This window comes from Flavobacterium turcicum (assembly GCF_011365745.1).
Lineage (GTDB): Bacteria > Bacteroidota > Bacteroidia > Flavobacteriales > Flavobacteriaceae > Flavobacterium > Flavobacterium turcicum.
The window spans coordinates 342280-358286 of sequence record NZ_JAAOBY010000001.1 but is presented as its reverse complement, the minus strand read 5'-3'; the positions used below and the strand labels follow the sequence as shown (position 1 = coordinate 358286).

Below are 16007 nucleotides of genomic sequence, written 5' to 3'. Positions count from 1 at the left end.
AGAAAGAAATTATACGATTCATGGACAAAATATACTACCTCGCCTCTTGCGACACTTGCAGAAAAATTATTAAATCATTGCCAGAAAACCACAATTTGAGTTTTCACGACATCAAACAAAATCCGATTACCGAAACTGAATTGGAGCAAATGCGTGAACTTTCGGGTAGTTACGAAGCACTTTTTAGCAAAAAAGCACAGCTTTACAAATCAATGGATTTGAAAAACAAAAACTTGACTGAAGCCGATTATAAGAAATACATTTTGGAACATTATACGTTTTTGAGTCGTCCTGTTTTTATCATTAAAAACAAGATTTACATTGGCAACAGCCAACAAAACATGCACCAAGTAATGCTTGCCTTTGCAAATGTCTAAACGTAATCTTGCGCTGATTGGCGCCACACTGGTATCGATTATTTATGGTGTCACTTTTACCATTGCCAAAGATGTAATGCCCGCGTACATTGATGCGTATGGATTTATTTTACTTCGGGTGGGTGGCTCTGTATTGCTCTTTTGGTTGGCTTGGTTGTTTATGCCAAAAGAAAAAATAGACTGGAATGATTTTCCTCGAATCATAGCCGCTGCTTTTTTTGGCGTGGCCTTTAATATGCTTACTTTTTTTAAAGGATTGAGCTTGACATCGCCCATTAGTGCAGCGGTAATTATGGTATCGACCCCGATGATTGTGTTGACACTTTCGGCCATAATTATGAAGGAGCGCATGCAGAAACGAAAAGTTTTTGGAATTGTACTCGGGCTCATAGGAACAGCGTTTCTTATTCTGTATGGAAAATCTATCGGTAATGCTACCAATGCTGGATTGGGGAATTTCCTCGTTTTAGTAAATGCTATTTCCTACGGATTTTACCTTATTGTAGTCAAGAAATTAATGGATAAATACAATGCTTTTACTTTTGTAAAATGGATTTATTTGTTTGGTTTTTTAATGGTTTTGCCTTTTGGATGGAACGAATTTCAGGCGGTTAACTGGGCAGCAGTACCTGAGGTTATTGGCTGGAAAATAGGATTTGTAGTTATTTTTTCGACCTTTTTGACGTACCTTTTGAATTTACTTTCGATGAAGGAATTAAAACCAACTACGGTTGCTGTTTTTATTTATTTGCAACCCTTTTTTGCAACTGTATTCGCTATTGGCTTGGGTAAAGACGAATTGAGTTTGGTCAAAATTGGGTCGGCTCTCTTAATATTTACCGGAGTTTATTTAGTGACTATGAAAAAAAACTAGTTTACAGTGGACAGTTGTGAAAAGTAGTTTACAAAAATGAGATTTGATTACGAATTTGATTACTGAAAACTGCAGACAACACCCTAAAAACTGAGACTGAGACTAAAAACGAATCACTGAACACTTTTTCCTTATCTTTGCCCTCTTTTAGAAAACAATATGATACAATCAATGACCGGTTTTGGTAAAGCTACTTTGCAATTGCCAACCAAAAAAATAACAGTAGAAGTTAAATCATTAAACAGTAAAGGACTCGATTTAAATGTTCGCATGCCATCGCTTTACCGCGAAATGGAATTGGGTCTTCGAAACCAAATTGCACTGAAACTCGAGCGAGGCAAAGTTGATTTTTCTATTTTTATGGAAAGTACTGCTGAGCAAACTTCTACCAAAGTAAACGTACCTATTGTAAAAGCATACATCAGTCAGTTACGTGAAGTATATCCACAAGCTGATGAAACCGAATTGATGAAAATGGCTGTTCGCATGCCGGATACCATGAAAATAGAACGTGAGGAAATTGATGAAAACGATTGGATTCAAATTCAAACCGTTATCGAAGAAGCGTTACAAAACATCTTGAACTTCAGACAAGATGAAGGCATGTCACTTGAAAAAGAATTTCAATTGCGTATTGGAAATATTCGTCAATACATGACTGAGGCACTAGCGCTTGATCCAGAGCGTGTTCAAGCCATAAAAGACCGTCTGCAAACTGCTATTGCAGAATTGAAAGTGAATGTTGATGAAAATCGATTTGAACAAGAATTGATTTATTATTTAGAGAAACTAGACATCACCGAAGAAAAAGTACGTTTGACAAACCACCTAGATTATTTCTTAGAAACCATCAACGGAACGGAAGCTAACGGTAGAAAACTTGGCTTTATTACTCAAGAAATGGGACGAGAAATCAACACGATGGGTTCCAAATCGAATCACGCACAAATGCAAAAATTAGTCGTTCAAATGAAAGACGAATTGGAAAAAATTAAGGAACAGGTGTTGAATGTGTTATAAAAGTAATTAGTACTTAGTCGTTAGTCCTTTGTATTCAACAACAAGGACTAAGGACCTAGAACTTTGGACTAATCATTATAAAGATGAAAAAAGGAAAATTAATCGTATTCTCGGCACCGTCAGGATCAGGAAAAACTACTATAGTTAGGCATTTATTAAAACAAGAAGACTTGAATTTAGAGTTTTCTATATCAGCAGCTACGCGCGAAGCTCGTGGTGAAGAAGTTAGTGGCAAGGATTACTATTTTATGTCATTAAAAGATTTTAAAACGCACATTAAAAACGAGGATTTCGTAGAATGGGAAGAAGTCTACCGCGACAATTTTTACGGAACCTTAAAAAGCGAAGTAGAACGCATTTGGGCACTTGGTAAAAACGTGATTTTTGATATTGATGTAGCGGGCGGATTGCGCATCAAACATAAATTTCCTGAAGAAACTTTGGCTGTTTTTGTAAAACCACCAAGCGTGGACGAACTTAAAAGACGATTGAAGGAACGCTCCACCGAGAGCGATGACAAAATCAATATGCGCATCGCTAAAGCATCTGTAGAACTTGCAACTGCTCCACAATTTGACGTAATTATCAAAAACTATGATTTGCCAGTTGCACTTGAGGAAGCGTATCAATTGGTGAAGGATTTTGTTGAGGATTAAAGGATTTAAAAATTAAAGAATTTAAAAATTCAAAAATTCTTTCTAATCTTTAAATCATTAAATTTTTAAATCTTTAAATTAATGAAAATCGGACTTTATTTCGGAACGTTTAATCCCATTCATGTTGGGCACCTTATTATTGCCAACCACATGGCAGAGCATTCTGATTTAGATCAAGTTTGGATGGTGGTTACGCCACACAATCCTTTGAAGAAAAAAAGTACGTTGCTTGATGATTACCATCGTTTGCAAATGGTTTTTCTAGCTACTGAGCATTTCCCAAAAATCAAGCCTTCGGATATTGAATTTAAACTACCACAACCAAATTATACGGTAAATACACTCGCTCATTTAGAGGAAAAATATCCTAATTACGAATTCTCTTTAATCATGGGAGAAGATAATTTGAAATCGTTACACAAATGGAAAAACTACGATGTAATCCTGGAGCGTCATGACATTTATGTGTACCCACGAATCTCATCCGAAGAAGAAAATTTGGAATTTAAAAATCATCCAAAAATCCATCTGATTGATGCTCCTGTTGTAGAGATTTCAGCAACTTTTATCCGTGACAACATCAAAAAAGGCAAAAACATTCAACCGCTGTTGCCTGCAAAAGTTTGGGAGTACATTGATCATAATAATTTTTATAAAAAGTGATTCTCTCATTTCGAATTTTTCGCCCAAAAAAAAGAAGAGGTTCTTCTACTTTGACTTTATCCGAGAAATTACATCATTACTCTATTGCTGCTATTTTTAGCTTAGGAATACTCTCGTATATTTTTGATATTTACAACAAACCAATCATATACCTACTTGCTATTTCCGCTATTGCATACCTTTCCAGTTTTATTGTACGTTTGAATGAACATGAAAACATCAATGGCTATTTTGAAGGAGATTTTCAATTTAAGGATGATTACATGCAAGTCGATGACAGACAATTTGAATACCAACACATTACAAACTTCACTGTTTCCGCCGGTGATTACTATGGAAAACCAACTCCTGAATCCCGAAGCGGACCATGCTATACAAACGGAATAGGAAACAGCATCGCATTTACTTACAACGATGAAAAAATAAAATTCTTCTTCGAAATCAATACTCCTTACGAAGTGCGATTTTTCTTTGATCAAATCACCACTCTAATTTGCCAAGAAAAGATAAAATATTCGAGACAATACTTAAATCATATTCCTCAAGGCCATCGAGAAAGTACCGAATTTATAAATTTTGTTGCAAAACTCATCAAAGAAAAAAGAGTAGATTGTACTGAAGGTTTATTGCTTATTGGATATTCCTCAGATGAAGAAGCTATGGAAATGCGAGCAAAATATTGTTGCTAAGTTAACTTAGAACCTTTTTCAACTCCACTTGAATATTCTCAAAAATAGTACTCAAGTTCTCGTTTTTACCTGCTAAGACATAAACTGATGTGCTAGGCATTTGCTTGCTGTTCCACAACATCTGGATTTTGTTTTCGGCTAGTAGCTTTTTTGCGTTGATATCCCAAACTACTCCTATTCCTGTATTTCTCGAAATAATTTCGAGCATTTCATATTCAGACGGAATGATATAGTTTGGAACCATCGACGGTCTTTTTTTGTTAAAGACATGCAACCAAAATAATTTGATATGTGGAATTTGAGCATTGTGGCTGTACCATTTTTGATCGTTTAACCAATGTTCAATGGCCGCAAAATCTTTAAGTTTTATACTTGTTTTTAATGGCGTGGCATCAATTTCTGGCGATCCTACAATTACCTGCTTGATCTCACCAACTTTTTTCTGAATGGTATCAAAGGTGTCAAATTGTTTAGTAACGACCGCAAAATCTAGTTTTTTTTCGTTCACCAATTCAAACAACGTGTCATTATCGTAGAAACTAAAGTCAATATACTCGAACTTTGATACCAAGGCACTACCCAAACTAGACATTAAATGTTTCGAAATTCCTATTGAAATTAAACGATTGGCATTGAAAGCTTTAGCGCGAAAACCATTTTCTACATTTTCCAATCGGTCTAATGCTTCAATGATTAAATTATTGAGTAACTTAGCGTATTCAGTAGGTTCTACACCTTTTGACTTTCTATTGAAAAGCTTGTACCCCACGTGCGCTTCGAGCATGGATATTTGCTGACTCACAGCGGGTTGACTAATAAACAACTCTTTGGCAGCCGCAGAAAAATTTCCGTTTTTATACACTGATTTAAAGGTGCGGTACCATTCTAGATTGACCATGATATAAATATATTTATCACAAACATAATTTAAATTATTTTTACTGATAACATAATCGCCGTAAATTTGTACAAAGAAATTACAAGATGAAAAAGATCGCATTATTTGCATTACTAGTATTAACCGTGGGTTGCTTATCGGCGACGGCACAAAAAACAAAAAAAAATAAGATGAAAAAAGTATTATTTGTTGTTACCAGTCATTCTGAACTTGGAAACACAGGAGAAAAAACAGGATTTTGGACAGAAGAATTTGCTGCTCCATATTATGAATTACTAGACAAAGGTGTTCAAATTGATATTGCTACTCCAAAGGGTGGACAACCTCCAATTGACCCAAAAAGTGAAGACCCATCTGCAGCTACAGAGGACACAAAACGTTTTGATGCTGATACTGAATTGCTAGCAAAACTAAAAAACACGCACAAATTAGGCGATGTGAAAGAGTCTGATTACGATGCGGTTTTTTATCCAGGTGGCCACGGTCCATTATGGGATTTAGCTACTGATTCTAATTCTAGCGCTTTGATTGAGTCTTTTTACACCAATAACAAACCTGTAGCTTTTGTTTGTCACTCACCAGCAGTGTTGAAAAACGTGAAAGTAAATGGAGAATTTTTAGTAAAAGGTAAAAAAGTAACTGGTTTTTCAAACACCGAGGAAGAAGCAGTTGGATTGACTAAAGTTGTTCCATTTTTATTAGAGGATGCTTTAAAAGCTAACGGAGCAATTTATTCAAAAGTTGCAGATTGGAATCCATATGCAGTAGAAGATGGTTTGTTAATTACAGGTCAAAATCCAGCTTCGTCTAAATTAGTTGCTGAAAAATTGTTGGCTCAATTGAATTCAAAAAAATAAGAGAAAGTCGCTAAGATACTGAGAAGCTAAGTTGCTAAGGTTTAAATAAGCTTTAAAAACAAAGAATCTCAGTATCTTAGTAACTCTTTAAAAATTAAAATATCATGTTAAACTTCGATTTATACAATCCTACCAATTTAGTTTTTGGAAAAGGACAAATAGAAAAACTATCCACGCTGGTGCCTCAAGGAGCTAAAATTCTTTTGGCGTACGGTGGTGGAAGTATTTTCAAAAATGGTATTCACGAGCAGGTCATCAACAATCTAAAAAATTTTACAATTGTTGAATTTGGTGGAATCGAACCAAATCCGCATTTTGAAACTTTGATGAAAGCGGTTGACGTTATTAAAGAACAAAAGATTGATTTCATCCTTGCCGTTGGTGGAGGTTCAGTAATTGATGGGGTAAAATTTATTTCGGCAGCCGTAAATTTTGAGGGAAATCCAATGGAAATTCTGCAAAAAAGATTGTTGATCAAGGATTTGTCTAAAGTAGTGCCTTTTGGAACAGTCCTTACTTTGCCAGCAACAGGAAGCGAGATGAACTCTGGTTCAGTTGTTACTATTCAAGCTACTCAAGAGAAATTGGCTTTTGGAGGTTCGGCATTATTCCCAAAATTCTCTATTTGTGATCCAACAGTCATTCAATCGTTACCAAAAAGACAATTGCAAAATGGTGTCGTAGATGCTTACACTCATGTTTTAGAGCAATATTTAACTTATCCGCATGAAGGTTTTTTACAAGATCGTATTGCCGAAAGTATTTTGCAAACCTTAATTCAAGTAGGTCCTGAAGTAGTTGAAAATCCAGCAGATTATGCCTTGGCTTCTAACTTTATGTGGAGTTGCACCATGGCCTTGAACGGATTAATTCAAAAAGGAGTTCCATCTGATTGGGCTACACACATGATTGGTCACGAACTTACGGCTTTGTACGGAATTGATCATGCGAGAACGTTAGCAGTAGTTGGTCCAAATTTGTATCGCGTTATGTTTGAAACCAAAAAAGGAAAATTAGCACAATACGGAAAACGTATTTTTAATTTAACCGGAACAGATGATGAAATTGCAAATGAAGCGATAAACAAAACAGTGGCCTTTTTTCACACAATGGGAATGGACACTAAATTGTCAGACTACACTAAAGAATTTGACAATACCGCGAATTTCATAGTAGACCGCTTCAAAGAAAGAGGTTGGTTAGGTTTAGGTGAAAAACAATTGGTAACACTTGAAAAAGTAACAGCAATCGTTGAAATGAGTTATTAAAATACTCCTTAAAAATGTATAAAAAAGGCGTTCTCCAAATAAGGGAACGCCTTTTTACATTGTAAAATAACTAACTCACTCAATACGTACATTTATTAAAACGCTGCTTATTAATTAGATACAACGAATCTGAAACAATAATATTGTACTACTATTGAAAAAAAATATCTGTTTTTTGTTTTTTTTAGACAAACAGCTACAAAACCATATTTTTCAAAGAATTGTATACTTTAATTAAATTTGCTTCATTACTCCTTTTTTAAGTACTTTTGATTAAATTCAGTAAACAATGACCGATAATAAAAAATTTGCAGTAATTGGTGGTGGGAGTTGGGCTACGGCAATAGCTAAGATGCTTTGCGTAAATCTTAACGAAATAGCTTGGTACATGCGTAATGAAGCTGCAATAGAACATCTAAAAACCTATAAGCACAATCCTAACTATTTGAGTTCGGTTGAGTTTGACGTTAAAAAATTAAAATTAACAAGCGATATTAATGAGGCAGTGGCTTACGCCGATTATATCATTTTTGCTATACCTTCTGCTTTTGTGGGTGCCGAATTAGAAAAACTAACTGTTTCACTTGAAAATAAGATTATATTTTCAGCCATTAAAGGAATCGTTCCTGAGACAAGTTTAATTGTTGGAGAACATTTTCATGTAAAATACGATATTCCTTATTACAACATTGGAGTAATTACTGGTCCTTGCCATGCCGAAGAAGTAGCTATGGAGCGCTTATCCTACCTAACCATTGCTTGTGGTGATCCAGACAAAGCCAAATTGGTTGCAAAAAATCTTTCAGGCAATTACATTAAAACAAAAATTACCGACGACATTATAGGAACAGAATATGCAGCGATGTTAAAAAACATCTATGCTATTGCTGCCGGAATTGCTCATGGATTGGGTTATGGTGATAACTTTCAATCGGTTTTAATGAGTAACGGAATTCGGGAGATGAAAAAATTCATCCGAAAAGTGCACCGCATGAAACGCAATATTAATGATTCTGCTTATTTGGGAGATTTGTTGGTTACTGGTTACTCTGTTTTTTCTAGAAATAGAATGTTTGGTAACATGATTGGTAAAGGCTACACCGTCAAATCAGCAATGATGGAGATGAGTATGGTGGCTGAAGGTTATTATGCTGCCAAGAGCGCCTACAAACTCAATCAAGCCTATGGTGCTAAAACCCCAATAATTGATGCAGTTCACAGTATTTTGTACGAAGGTCAAGATGCAAAAGCAGTATTTAAAAAACTAACCGACAAACTCGACTAGAAAATCGTCAGTATTCAAAATTTAAAATACACCTATGAGCGAAAGATGGAAATATCAGATTAAAATGGGTGGTATTTGGGGTTTATTTATGACGGTTTTCAATGTTCTGTTTGACTTAAAAGAAACTCCACTAGCAGCACAAGTTACCACTCCTGCTTTTTATTTAAAAGCTGTGGCTTACATTTTAGTAGGCATATTTGTTTTGGGTTATTACACCTGGAAATCCAAACAAAAACAAAATCTATAATTTTCTAGTTATGAGTGAAAGATGGAAATATCAACTTAAAATAGGGTTAATTTGGGGGATATCTTTCTCTCTTATAATACAATTTTTTGACTTGTTAAACATGTCATTTTCACAAGCATTTTTATCTAAAAGATGTTTGCTGAGAATGCTCTTTTTTATTGTAATCGGTATTTTTATAGTAAGTTATTTTTCTTGGAAACAGAAAATAAAAGAAGAAAGCACTAATAATTTACCTAACAATAACACCGTCAACAAATAAAATTGGTACTTCTTCTACCTCTGTTTCATTGATGGAGTTTGCTTTAAAAATGAATTTTTTATCGTATAATTTTCCATCCATGAAAAATGTGAGCATGAATTCATTGTTTAGCGCCAAAACACTTTTTTCGATCATTTCAACCTTAACTACAGAAACCGCTGGGACTTCCATAAAGGCATGTCGCAATAATGATGTTTTTTTCATTTCACCATCAATGGTACCAAAAGCTTTAGAAACAACCATCACACTTTCTATTAGGTAATCGCTATCGTTTACGAGATAAGCATACCATACTTTCTCCATAAAATCGTCACTCCATTCTTGCACTGCTGCAAAAAAAACGTTTTCTACTTCGGGGATGATGATGTCTTTTTTCATAAATTGAGTTTTTAGTCCCTAGTACATAGTCCTTAGTCATTTACATCAAGAAACTAAGTACTAGTGACTAAGTACTATTAAATTATATACTTGCTTTAAATTGCTCTAAGAAACGAACGTCATTTTCGTAAAACATACGAATATCACCTATTTGATACAACAACATTGCAATACGCTCGATTCCCATTCCGAATGCAAATCCGGTATGTTCATCAGGATTAATGTTGCAATTTTTTAATACATTAGGATCTACCATACCACAACCACCTATTTCTAGCCAGCCTGTTCCTTTGGTGATTCTGTAATCTGTTTCGGTTTTTAAACCCCAATAAATATCAATTTCGGCGCTTGGTTCTGTAAACGGAAAATAAGATGGACGCAAACGGATTTTTGATTTCCCGAACATTTCCTTAGTAAAATACAACAAGGTTTGTTTTAAGTCGGCAAAAGAAACATCTTTATCAATGTACAAGCCTTCTACTTGATGAAAAATACAGTGCGAACGCGACGAAACTGCCTCATTACGGAAAACGCGCCCTGGCGAAATGGTACGAATTGGCGGTTTGTTGTTTTCCATGTAACGCACTTGTACAGATGATGTATGCGTACGCAACAAAATATCAGGATTAGTTTGAATGAAAAACGTGTCTTGCATGTCACGTGCCGGATGGTATTCTGGCAAGTTCAAAGCAGTAAAATTATGCCAATCGTCTTCGATTTCTGGACCTTCAGAAACGTTAAAACCAATGGTTGAAAAGATATCAATAATTTGGTTTTTTACCAATGAAATTGGGTGACGCGAACCGATAACAAGCGGCTCGGCAGCACGAGTTAAATCGCCGTAAAAACCTTTGCTTTCTTCCTTACTTTCTAAAGCTTCTTGAATGGATTTTACTTTTTCTTCGGCAGTAGTTTTTAGCAAATTCATGATTTGTCCAAACTCCTTTTTTTGATCGTTTGGCACATTTTTGAACTCAGCAAACAAATCTTTTAAAAGACCTTTGCTTCCTAAAAATTTAATTCGGAATGCCTCTAATTCTCCTGCATTTTGTGTTGAAAAAGCTTGAGCTTCGCCAATATATTCTTTTATCTTATCTATCATTTTCCATCGGTACTTGAGAGTGCAAATTTAGGTAAAAGTTTTCAGTTTTCAGTCGCAGTTTTTAGTAGAATCATTCTGAAAACTGTGACTGTGACTGTCAACTACGAAATTACTTCGCGTTCTAAAAAATAATTCACAATGGCTTCTTTCATCAAAACTGATTGTTCTCCTGCCTTAAGCGGTGGCAATTCTTCTTTTACGGTGTAATGTGGCCAGCCGTCATTGTCAAAAAAATCAAATTCGTAAAATCCATAAGGTTCTAGCAACCTGCAAATAGCAATGTGCATGAGGTTTACTTTCTCGTCTTTTTTGAATTCTTGGTGTACTTTTCCTAATTCTTGTACTCCGATCAAATAAATTATGGCATCTAAATCTAAATCTTCGCCTTGCGAAAATTGATCAGAAAGTATCTTGACAAGCTGTTCCCAGCGTTCTTTTAATTGTGCGTCTCTTGACATTTTTTTGAATTATGAATTATAGGTTACGATCTAGCAAGTCATCACCTTTACAATTGTATCACGCAAAGATAAGAACTTGAAAATTGACAATGGTATAGAACAAATCATTTATATTTGCGATCATAATTTTAACAACAATCAAATGGGATTTATTGATATTGTAGTAGGTGTTTTGTTGGTTTTTGCGGCTTACAAAGGTTTAAAAAACGGACTTTTTGCAGAATTGGCTTCTTTGCTATCGTTATTACTTGGTGTGTATTTGGCTATACAATTTTCCGCAGCTGTAAAAAACCTACTTCTTGGCTTTGTCAAATGGAATCCAAATACCGTACAAGTCATAGCTTTTATGCTCACCTTTGCTGCAGTGGTTGTTGCAGTTTCATTGCTAGGAAAAATTTTAACCGGAATTGCTGATTTGGCTTTTCTAGGTTGGGCCAATACACTTGGTGGCGGATTTTTTAGAATTTTAAAAACAGTTCTTATTTTGGGAGTTGTGTTCTCAATATTTGAAAAAATAAACTACCATAATTTTTTAGCCAAAAAAGAAACTTTAGACAATTCGATTTTTTACAATCCTATCCAAAAAACGGCTAAATTTATTTTTCCTTCTATCGAAAAATGGTACGATGGGTTGAAGAAGTAGGACTTTAATTTTAATTACCAACAATACCAAAAACCTAATAACAAAATGTTTATTTTAATTCTTTTTGAATGAATCTTTTAAAAAAAAACATAATACTAGCACTAAGCTTAATTATAACTTATGTCTTCTTAGGTACTATAACTTATGGTGATCATTCCCTAATGTTACTTTTGTTTTTAACGACCAGCTTTTTTATATCAATCAAAATATTTCAGACCAACAAAACAAATGAGGCTTTTAAGTCAATTCTTATTCTGATAGCACCAATGATGATTATTTTTCTCTTGTTGTTTTTTATATATAATCAGTATTCTAGAACCATATTATACTTGATATTTTTGCCAATTAGTAGTCTGTTGGCTTATACTTACTTCAAGTTTAAACATAAGGTTATTATATTTTTATCCATTGCTATTTTCGGAATTGTAGGATATGTGTTTTTCCAAAATGTATTGGTTTTAGTAGAAAATCAAAATGCCGAAATGAATGGTCGATATCCGGTAGTACATTTTACTGATGAAAACAAAACAACTGTAAATTTTGAAAAAGATAAAATTATTGTTTTAGATTTTTGGTCAACCTCGTGTGCCATTTGTTTTACTAAATTCCCCGATTTAGAGAAAACATATTTAAAATACAAAAACAATCCTAATGTGCTAATTTATGCTGTGAATGTTCCATTACGGAATGATAAATTTGATGAAACAACAACTATTTTAAAGAAACTGGGGTATACTTTTCCAAAAATATATGCCGCTTCTGCTAAACAAGTCGAAGACAGCCTCAAAATTAATGCATACCCACACTTACTAATTATAAAAAATGGGAAAATCAGGTTCAGTGGTATTCTTGAAACAGACAAAAAAGTATTTATGTATACTGTTGATGACCAAATAGAAAAATTAATATATGAAGACAAATCTTAGTCAAAAAATAGTTTACTTATTTTAAAAACTGATTAAATCAAATTACATCTACTTCACTTCCTTTATTGCGCTACTTTCAATCCATCCTTCGGTGCCATCAGTAAGTTCAATTTTGGTCCATTGTGCCCTGGTTCCAAATACGTAAACTTTAGCACCTTCATGCAAAACCAATAGCGGCTTGTCTCCATTTCGAGGCTGACTTGTAACTACTACTCTTTCTGCAAAAACAATGGCTGGTTTGTCATTGTCAAAATGATTGTTTTCAATATTGGCAGCGGTTACACAAATCAATATCCCAGCAAGCATCACGAAGATACTTCCAAAGAAAATTCTTTTCACTACAGTATTTCTCGAAAAGTAATACCCTAAAAACACCAAAAAAACCAATCCCGAAAATCCTACCGCAGACCAAGCCCAAGTATCATAATGCAACTTCCCTGTGAAGTTATGTAACAGTGCTGCGAGGCCAACTTTTGGAACTACTTTGATTTCGTCAATCGTTCTTTTTTGGGCAAATTTTAAATTGTTAGCAGCAGCTGTATTCTCAGGATTCAGCACCAATGCCTTTTCGTAATTGTAAATAGCCGGTGCCACCGCGTTCAATTTATAATGTGCATTCGCTAGGTTAAAATACAACTCGGATGACTGTTGTTTTTGGCTCAATACACTTTCGTAAGCTGCAACCGCTTCGGTGTACTTTCCTTTTGCATACAAAGCATTGCCGTTCTCGAAACCACTTTGGGCAAAGAAAAGTTGGGTTGAAAATAAAAGTAGATATAATATGTTTCTCATTATAATATTTATTTGCCATAGAGGCACAGAGTCCTTTTACTTAAAAATTAATTGAGCAATCATGCTAGCTAATTTGTTTCTCTAAATCAGAAATAATTGCGACCGCTTTATCAAAATCTTGTTGAATCGTGACACTTGACGAGGGCGCATATCGCGCTATTTCGCAATTTTCAGTAAGCGTAATAAAATCAGTTACTACCGCTGGATTTGCATTTTTAGACAATAACAACTCTTGAATATTTTCTTTACTCATTTCAGAGGTTTCAATACGCAATTTCGCTTTTAAGAAATTATGCATCGCTTTTTCCAAAGCCACGTAGAACAATTCTTTGTTTTTGATTTGTTTCTTCGCTTCCGATAAATATTTTTTAGCCAATTTGTTGTTCATGCGGATTCTGTTTCCGGTTACATCTCCGGCAAGTGTTTCGCGTTTGTTTTGCACCAAAATCACAATCGGAATTAACAAAAATGGCAACAGCAACAGACCTAAAAAGCGGTTTGAACCAAAAAATCTATCTGAACTTACCGGCACTAACTTCGTTTTGGTTTGGATATTTTTGAATTCTTTTACAACGACCGCTTTGTTTTTATTGCCAGCAACAGCAGTAGAATCAACTGGTGATGGGCCATCAATCACATTGATCATCACCTCAGGCGTTTTAATGGTTTTATAAGTTCCAGAGTTCAAATCAAAATAAGAGAACTGCATTGGTTTTACGGGATAATTGCCTTTGTATTGCGGAATAATGGTGTAACTATCCGTTGATTTTCCAGCCATACCAGAAAGTGGCGTATTGATGGACTCACTATGAACAGGATCATACATTTCGAGTGCATTTGGCACAACCGGTTTGGGCAAACTAAAGAGTTTCAAGTTTCCTTTTCCGCTTACGCTTACGACCAAATCTAAACTTTCTCCGTGCTTCAATGTGGTTTTAGAAGGCGTAACTTTAAAATCAAAATTACCCACAGCACCAGTAAAATCATCTGGTTTTCCTGCCTCAGGCAATGGTTTTACATTGATGGTTTTGGCTCCTGCCGATACCGTTTTGGTTGCGTCAGCTACTACCATACGCCCAAACATATCCCTACGATTGGTTGGTAATTGCACATCAACAGAAAGTGATAGGGGTTCTATTTTTAGTTTTCCTGACTTTTGCGGATACAGCACTACTTTTTTAAGCACAATATACCTAAAGTTTTGTCCTTTAAAAATTCCTTCTTCGGCTACTAACTGCTTGATTTCGATGTTTTGACTCCAAAAATCATTGTATTTTGGTTTGCTAGCTTCACCTAAATTTGACATTCCAATATTAAAACTGAAGTACAACTTGTAAACCACCGTAATTGGCTCGTTAACATACGGATTGGTTTTCGAGACATCAGCAACCAAATACAAATTTTCATCTACGTTAATCTGAGGATCGCTAGGATCGCGAGGCTGCTGCGTTGCGGCAGTAACTGTGATTTTTATGGGAGCGGTTTTATAAATTTGACCATTGTACTCAATAGCTGCAGGCTTTATTACAAACGTACCTTTTTGATTGGGTGACAAAAAATAAGAATATGCTTTTTCAAATGAACTGCGGCCATTAACCCAAGATTGGCTTACTTGTTGACTTGGACCAGCAATAATACGAAAACCGTCAAATGAGGGCTGCACAAAGTTGTCGCCATCTACATTCATCATAAAGTCAATTCGCAAACGCTCGTTCAAACCCAAAGTTGTTTTACTCACTCGCGCCTCAAACTGCACTTGTGCACTGAGCGTACTGCATACCAATAAAACAATTGCCACTATATATCTTTTCATCTTCACACTCTGTAATTGCATTACCAATCTTTTTCAGTTTTAACTGGTTTACCTTTTACTTTTTTGGCGTTTACTTTATCTTGAATTTTCTTTTCTTCTTTATTTACAGCGTCTAATAAATTCTCTAAACGCTCTTTTGATATTCCTCCCGGAGCCGGTTTTGGTTCTCCCTTTTCGTTCGGGTCTGGTTTTTTATTTTGTTTATCCTTGTCGCCTTGGTCGTCTTTTTTATCTTTATTCGGGTCGTCCTTTTTGTCTTGATCCCCGTCTTTTTTATCGTCCTTTTTGTCGTCTTTCTTGTCCTTATCTTTTTTATCGTCTTTTTTCTTGTCGTCTTTCGGCGGATTGTCTTTCAACATTTTTTTTGCCAAAGCATAATTGTAACGCGTTTCCTCATCTCTAGGATCATTGCGCAAAGCATTTTTGTAGGCCTCAACTGCTTTTGTATAATCTTTCTCATTCATAAAAACATTACCCAAGTTATGAAGCGCGCGATGCTTCTCAGGACGTGTTTTAGAGTTTTTTAATGCTTTTGCAAAAGCAAATTTAGCCTCAGAAGATTGTTTTTGTTTGTAAATGGAATTCCCAAGATTGAAAGGTGCAGTCGCTTTGTTTGGAAATTTAGAATCCGAAATACGATACATCGCTTCCGCATCTACAAACTTACTATCTGTATATTCTTGGTTTGCTTTTGTTAAAATTCGATCTTTTTGTTGCGCAAGGCAGCTTAGCCCCACAAAGAGCAACAATAAAAGACATCTATTTTGAATTGTTTTCATTTTTTATTTTTAACAGAATCAGT

19 protein-coding genes are annotated in these 16007 nt (G+C 35.0%); 12 read left to right on the top strand and 7 right to left on the bottom strand.

Going from position 1 to position 16007, the window contains the following annotated elements:
* Nucleotides 1-20 precede the first annotated feature (20 nt).
* From G9Q29_RS01610 to G9Q29_RS01585, 6 genes are all read left to right on the top strand, one after another.
* Nucleotides 21-377 carry an arsenate reductase family protein gene (locus G9Q29_RS01610; protein ID WP_166132758.1) on the top strand — a complete coding sequence of 119 codons (357 nt, stop codon included), beginning with the start codon at nt 21-23 and terminating at the stop codon, nt 375-377.
* Nucleotides 370-1251, top strand: coding sequence for a DMT family transporter (locus tag G9Q29_RS01605; protein WP_166132757.1), 882 nt, complete (start codon nt 370-372; stop codon nt 1249-1251). The genes G9Q29_RS01610 and G9Q29_RS01605 overlap by 8 nt, the downstream gene beginning before the upstream one ends.
* Nucleotides 1252-1410: 159 nt before the next feature.
* Nucleotides 1411-2271, top strand: a complete 861-nt coding sequence (locus G9Q29_RS01600) for a YicC/YloC family endoribonuclease (RefSeq protein WP_166132756.1) — start codon at nt 1411-1413, stop codon at nt 2269-2271.
* A gap of 83 nt (nt 2272-2354) precedes the next feature.
* A complete protein-coding gene (gmk, locus tag G9Q29_RS01595; RefSeq protein WP_086453268.1) occupies nt 2355-2927 on the top strand; it encodes a guanylate kinase in 573 nt (190 codons plus the stop codon).
* Nucleotides 2928-3008: 81 nt separating this feature from the next.
* Nucleotides 3009-3590, top strand: a complete 582-nt coding sequence (gene nadD / locus G9Q29_RS01590; protein WP_166132755.1) for a nicotinate (nicotinamide) nucleotide adenylyltransferase — start codon at nt 3009-3011, stop codon at nt 3588-3590.
* Nucleotides 3587-4279 (top strand): hypothetical protein, encoded by a 693-nt coding sequence (locus G9Q29_RS01585; RefSeq protein WP_166132754.1) that lies wholly within the window; start codon nt 3587-3589, stop codon nt 4277-4279. Before nadD ends, G9Q29_RS01585 begins: the two co-directional genes overlap by 4 nt.
* A 1-nt stretch (nt 4280) precedes the next feature.
* On the opposite strand, the gene G9Q29_RS01580 is transcribed toward G9Q29_RS01585, so the two are convergent.
* A complete protein-coding gene (locus G9Q29_RS01580) occupies nt 4281-5279 on the bottom strand; it encodes a LysR family transcriptional regulator (protein WP_394367659.1) in 999 nt (332 codons plus the stop codon).
* Here G9Q29_RS01580 and G9Q29_RS01575 point away from each other — a divergent pair.
* The 4 genes from G9Q29_RS01575 to G9Q29_RS01560 all read left to right on the top strand — a co-directional run bounded on the left by G9Q29_RS01575 (nt 5264) and on the right by G9Q29_RS01560 (nt 8834).
* Nucleotides 5264-6034, top strand: a complete 771-nt coding sequence (locus G9Q29_RS01575) for a type 1 glutamine amidotransferase domain-containing protein (RefSeq protein WP_166132753.1) — start codon at nt 5264-5266, stop codon at nt 6032-6034. The two genes, G9Q29_RS01580 and G9Q29_RS01575, sit on opposite strands and share 16 nt — an antisense overlap.
* 104 nt (nt 6035-6138) lie before the next feature.
* On the top strand, nt 6139-7302 hold the full coding sequence (locus G9Q29_RS01570; protein WP_166132752.1) for an iron-containing alcohol dehydrogenase: 1164 nt from the start codon (nt 6139-6141) through the stop codon (nt 7300-7302).
* A 289-nt stretch (nt 7303-7591) separates the two neighbouring features.
* A complete protein-coding gene (locus tag G9Q29_RS01565; RefSeq protein ID WP_166132751.1) occupies nt 7592-8587 on the top strand; it encodes an NAD(P)H-dependent glycerol-3-phosphate dehydrogenase in 996 nt (331 codons plus the stop codon).
* 34 nt (nt 8588-8621) lie between these two features.
* Nucleotides 8622-8834, top strand: a complete 213-nt coding sequence (locus G9Q29_RS01560; protein ID WP_166132750.1) for a hypothetical protein — start codon at nt 8622-8624, stop codon at nt 8832-8834.
* 229 nt (nt 8835-9063) lie between these two features.
* Here the strand turns inward: G9Q29_RS01560 and G9Q29_RS01555 are convergent, their stop codons facing one another.
* The 3 genes from G9Q29_RS01555 to G9Q29_RS01545 form a co-directional block, all read right to left on the bottom strand.
* Nucleotides 9064-9471 carry a hypothetical protein gene (locus G9Q29_RS01555; protein WP_166132749.1) on the bottom strand — a complete coding sequence of 136 codons (408 nt, stop codon included), beginning with the start codon at nt 9469-9471 and terminating at the stop codon, nt 9064-9066.
* 82 nt (nt 9472-9553) lie between these two features.
* The gene (gene pheS, locus G9Q29_RS01550; RefSeq protein WP_166132748.1) at nt 9554-10573 is read right to left on the bottom strand and encodes a phenylalanine--tRNA ligase subunit alpha; all 1020 of its coding nucleotides are present in this window, start codon (nt 10571-10573) and stop codon (nt 9554-9556) included.
* Nucleotides 10574-10674: 101 nt separating this feature from the next.
* Nucleotides 10675-11031 carry a hypothetical protein gene (locus G9Q29_RS01545; RefSeq protein WP_166132747.1) on the bottom strand — a complete coding sequence of 119 codons (357 nt, stop codon included), beginning with the start codon at nt 11029-11031 and terminating at the stop codon, nt 10675-10677.
* A 76-nt stretch (nt 11032-11107) separates the two neighbouring features.
* Here G9Q29_RS01545 and G9Q29_RS01540 point away from each other — a divergent pair, with 76 nt between their 5' ends.
* Entirely contained in the window at nt 11108-11674 is a 567-nt protein-coding gene (locus tag G9Q29_RS01540; protein WP_317164724.1) for a CvpA family protein, read from the top strand.
* A 68-nt stretch (nt 11675-11742) separates the two neighbouring features.
* The gene (locus G9Q29_RS01535) at nt 11743-12600 is read left to right on the top strand and encodes a TlpA family protein disulfide reductase (RefSeq protein WP_166132746.1); all 858 of its coding nucleotides are present in this window, start codon (nt 11743-11745) and stop codon (nt 12598-12600) included.
* A 48-nt stretch (nt 12601-12648) separates the two neighbouring features.
* Here G9Q29_RS01535 and G9Q29_RS01530 read toward each other — a convergent pair whose 3' ends face one another.
* The 3 genes from G9Q29_RS01530 to G9Q29_RS01520 form a co-directional block, all read right to left on the bottom strand.
* Nucleotides 12649-13392, bottom strand: a complete 744-nt coding sequence (locus G9Q29_RS01530; protein WP_166132745.1) for a tetratricopeptide repeat protein — start codon at nt 13390-13392, stop codon at nt 12649-12651.
* A 64-nt stretch (nt 13393-13456) separates the two neighbouring features.
* A complete protein-coding gene (locus G9Q29_RS01525; RefSeq protein ID WP_166132744.1) occupies nt 13457-15205 on the bottom strand; it encodes a BatD family protein in 1749 nt (582 codons plus the stop codon).
* 20 nt (nt 15206-15225) lie between these two features.
* Nucleotides 15226-15984, bottom strand: coding sequence for a tetratricopeptide repeat protein (locus tag G9Q29_RS01520; protein WP_166132743.1), 759 nt, complete (start codon nt 15982-15984; stop codon nt 15226-15228).
* Nucleotides 15985-16007: the final 23 nt, after the last annotated feature.

Excerpts from the sequence above, each read along its gene's own strand:
- G9Q29_RS01605 (WP_166132757.1), top strand. The coding sequence starts at position 370 with ATGTCTAAACGTAATCTTGCGCTGATTGGCGCCACACTGGTATCGATT.
- nadD (WP_166132755.1), top strand. The coding sequence starts at position 3,009 with ATGAAAATCGGACTTTATTTCGGAACGTTTAATCCCATTCATGTTGGG.
- G9Q29_RS01555 (WP_166132749.1), bottom strand. The coding sequence starts at position 9,471 with ATGAAAAAAGACATCATCATCCCCGAAGTAGAAAACGTTTTTTTTGCA.
- G9Q29_RS01560 (WP_166132750.1), top strand. The coding sequence starts at position 8,622 with ATGAGCGAAAGATGGAAATATCAGATTAAAATGGGTGGTATTTGGGGT.
- G9Q29_RS01545 (WP_166132747.1), bottom strand. The coding sequence starts at position 11,031 with ATGTCAAGAGACGCACAATTAAAAGAACGCTGGGAACAGCTTGTCAAG.
- G9Q29_RS01580 (WP_394367659.1), bottom strand. The coding sequence starts at position 5,279 with ATGCGATCTTTTTCATCTTGTAATTTCTTTGTACAAATTTACGGCGAT.
- G9Q29_RS01565 (WP_166132751.1), top strand. The coding sequence starts at position 7,592 with ATGACCGATAATAAAAAATTTGCAGTAATTGGTGGTGGGAGTTGGGCT.
- G9Q29_RS01575 (WP_166132753.1), top strand. The coding sequence starts at position 5,264 with ATGAAAAAGATCGCATTATTTGCATTACTAGTATTAACCGTGGGTTGC.
- gmk (WP_086453268.1), top strand. The coding sequence starts at position 2,355 with ATGAAAAAAGGAAAATTAATCGTATTCTCGGCACCGTCAGGATCAGGA.
- G9Q29_RS01535 (WP_166132746.1), top strand. The coding sequence starts at position 11,743 with ATGAATCTTTTAAAAAAAAACATAATACTAGCACTAAGCTTAATTATA.
- G9Q29_RS01525 (WP_166132744.1), bottom strand. The coding sequence starts at position 15,205 with ATGAAAAGATATATAGTGGCAATTGTTTTATTGGTATGCAGTACGCTC.
- G9Q29_RS01600 (WP_166132756.1), top strand. The coding sequence starts at position 1,411 with ATGATACAATCAATGACCGGTTTTGGTAAAGCTACTTTGCAATTGCCA.
- G9Q29_RS01530 (WP_166132745.1), bottom strand. The coding sequence starts at position 13,392 with ATGAGAAACATATTATATCTACTTTTATTTTCAACCCAACTTTTCTTT.
- G9Q29_RS01520 (WP_166132743.1), bottom strand. The coding sequence starts at position 15,984 with ATGAAAACAATTCAAAATAGATGTCTTTTATTGTTGCTCTTTGTGGGG.
- pheS (WP_166132748.1), bottom strand. The coding sequence starts at position 10,573 with ATGATAGATAAGATAAAAGAATATATTGGCGAAGCTCAAGCTTTTTCA.
- G9Q29_RS01610 (WP_166132758.1), top strand. The coding sequence starts at position 21 with ATGGACAAAATATACTACCTCGCCTCTTGCGACACTTGCAGAAAAATT.
- G9Q29_RS01570 (WP_166132752.1), top strand. The coding sequence starts at position 6,139 with ATGTTAAACTTCGATTTATACAATCCTACCAATTTAGTTTTTGGAAAA.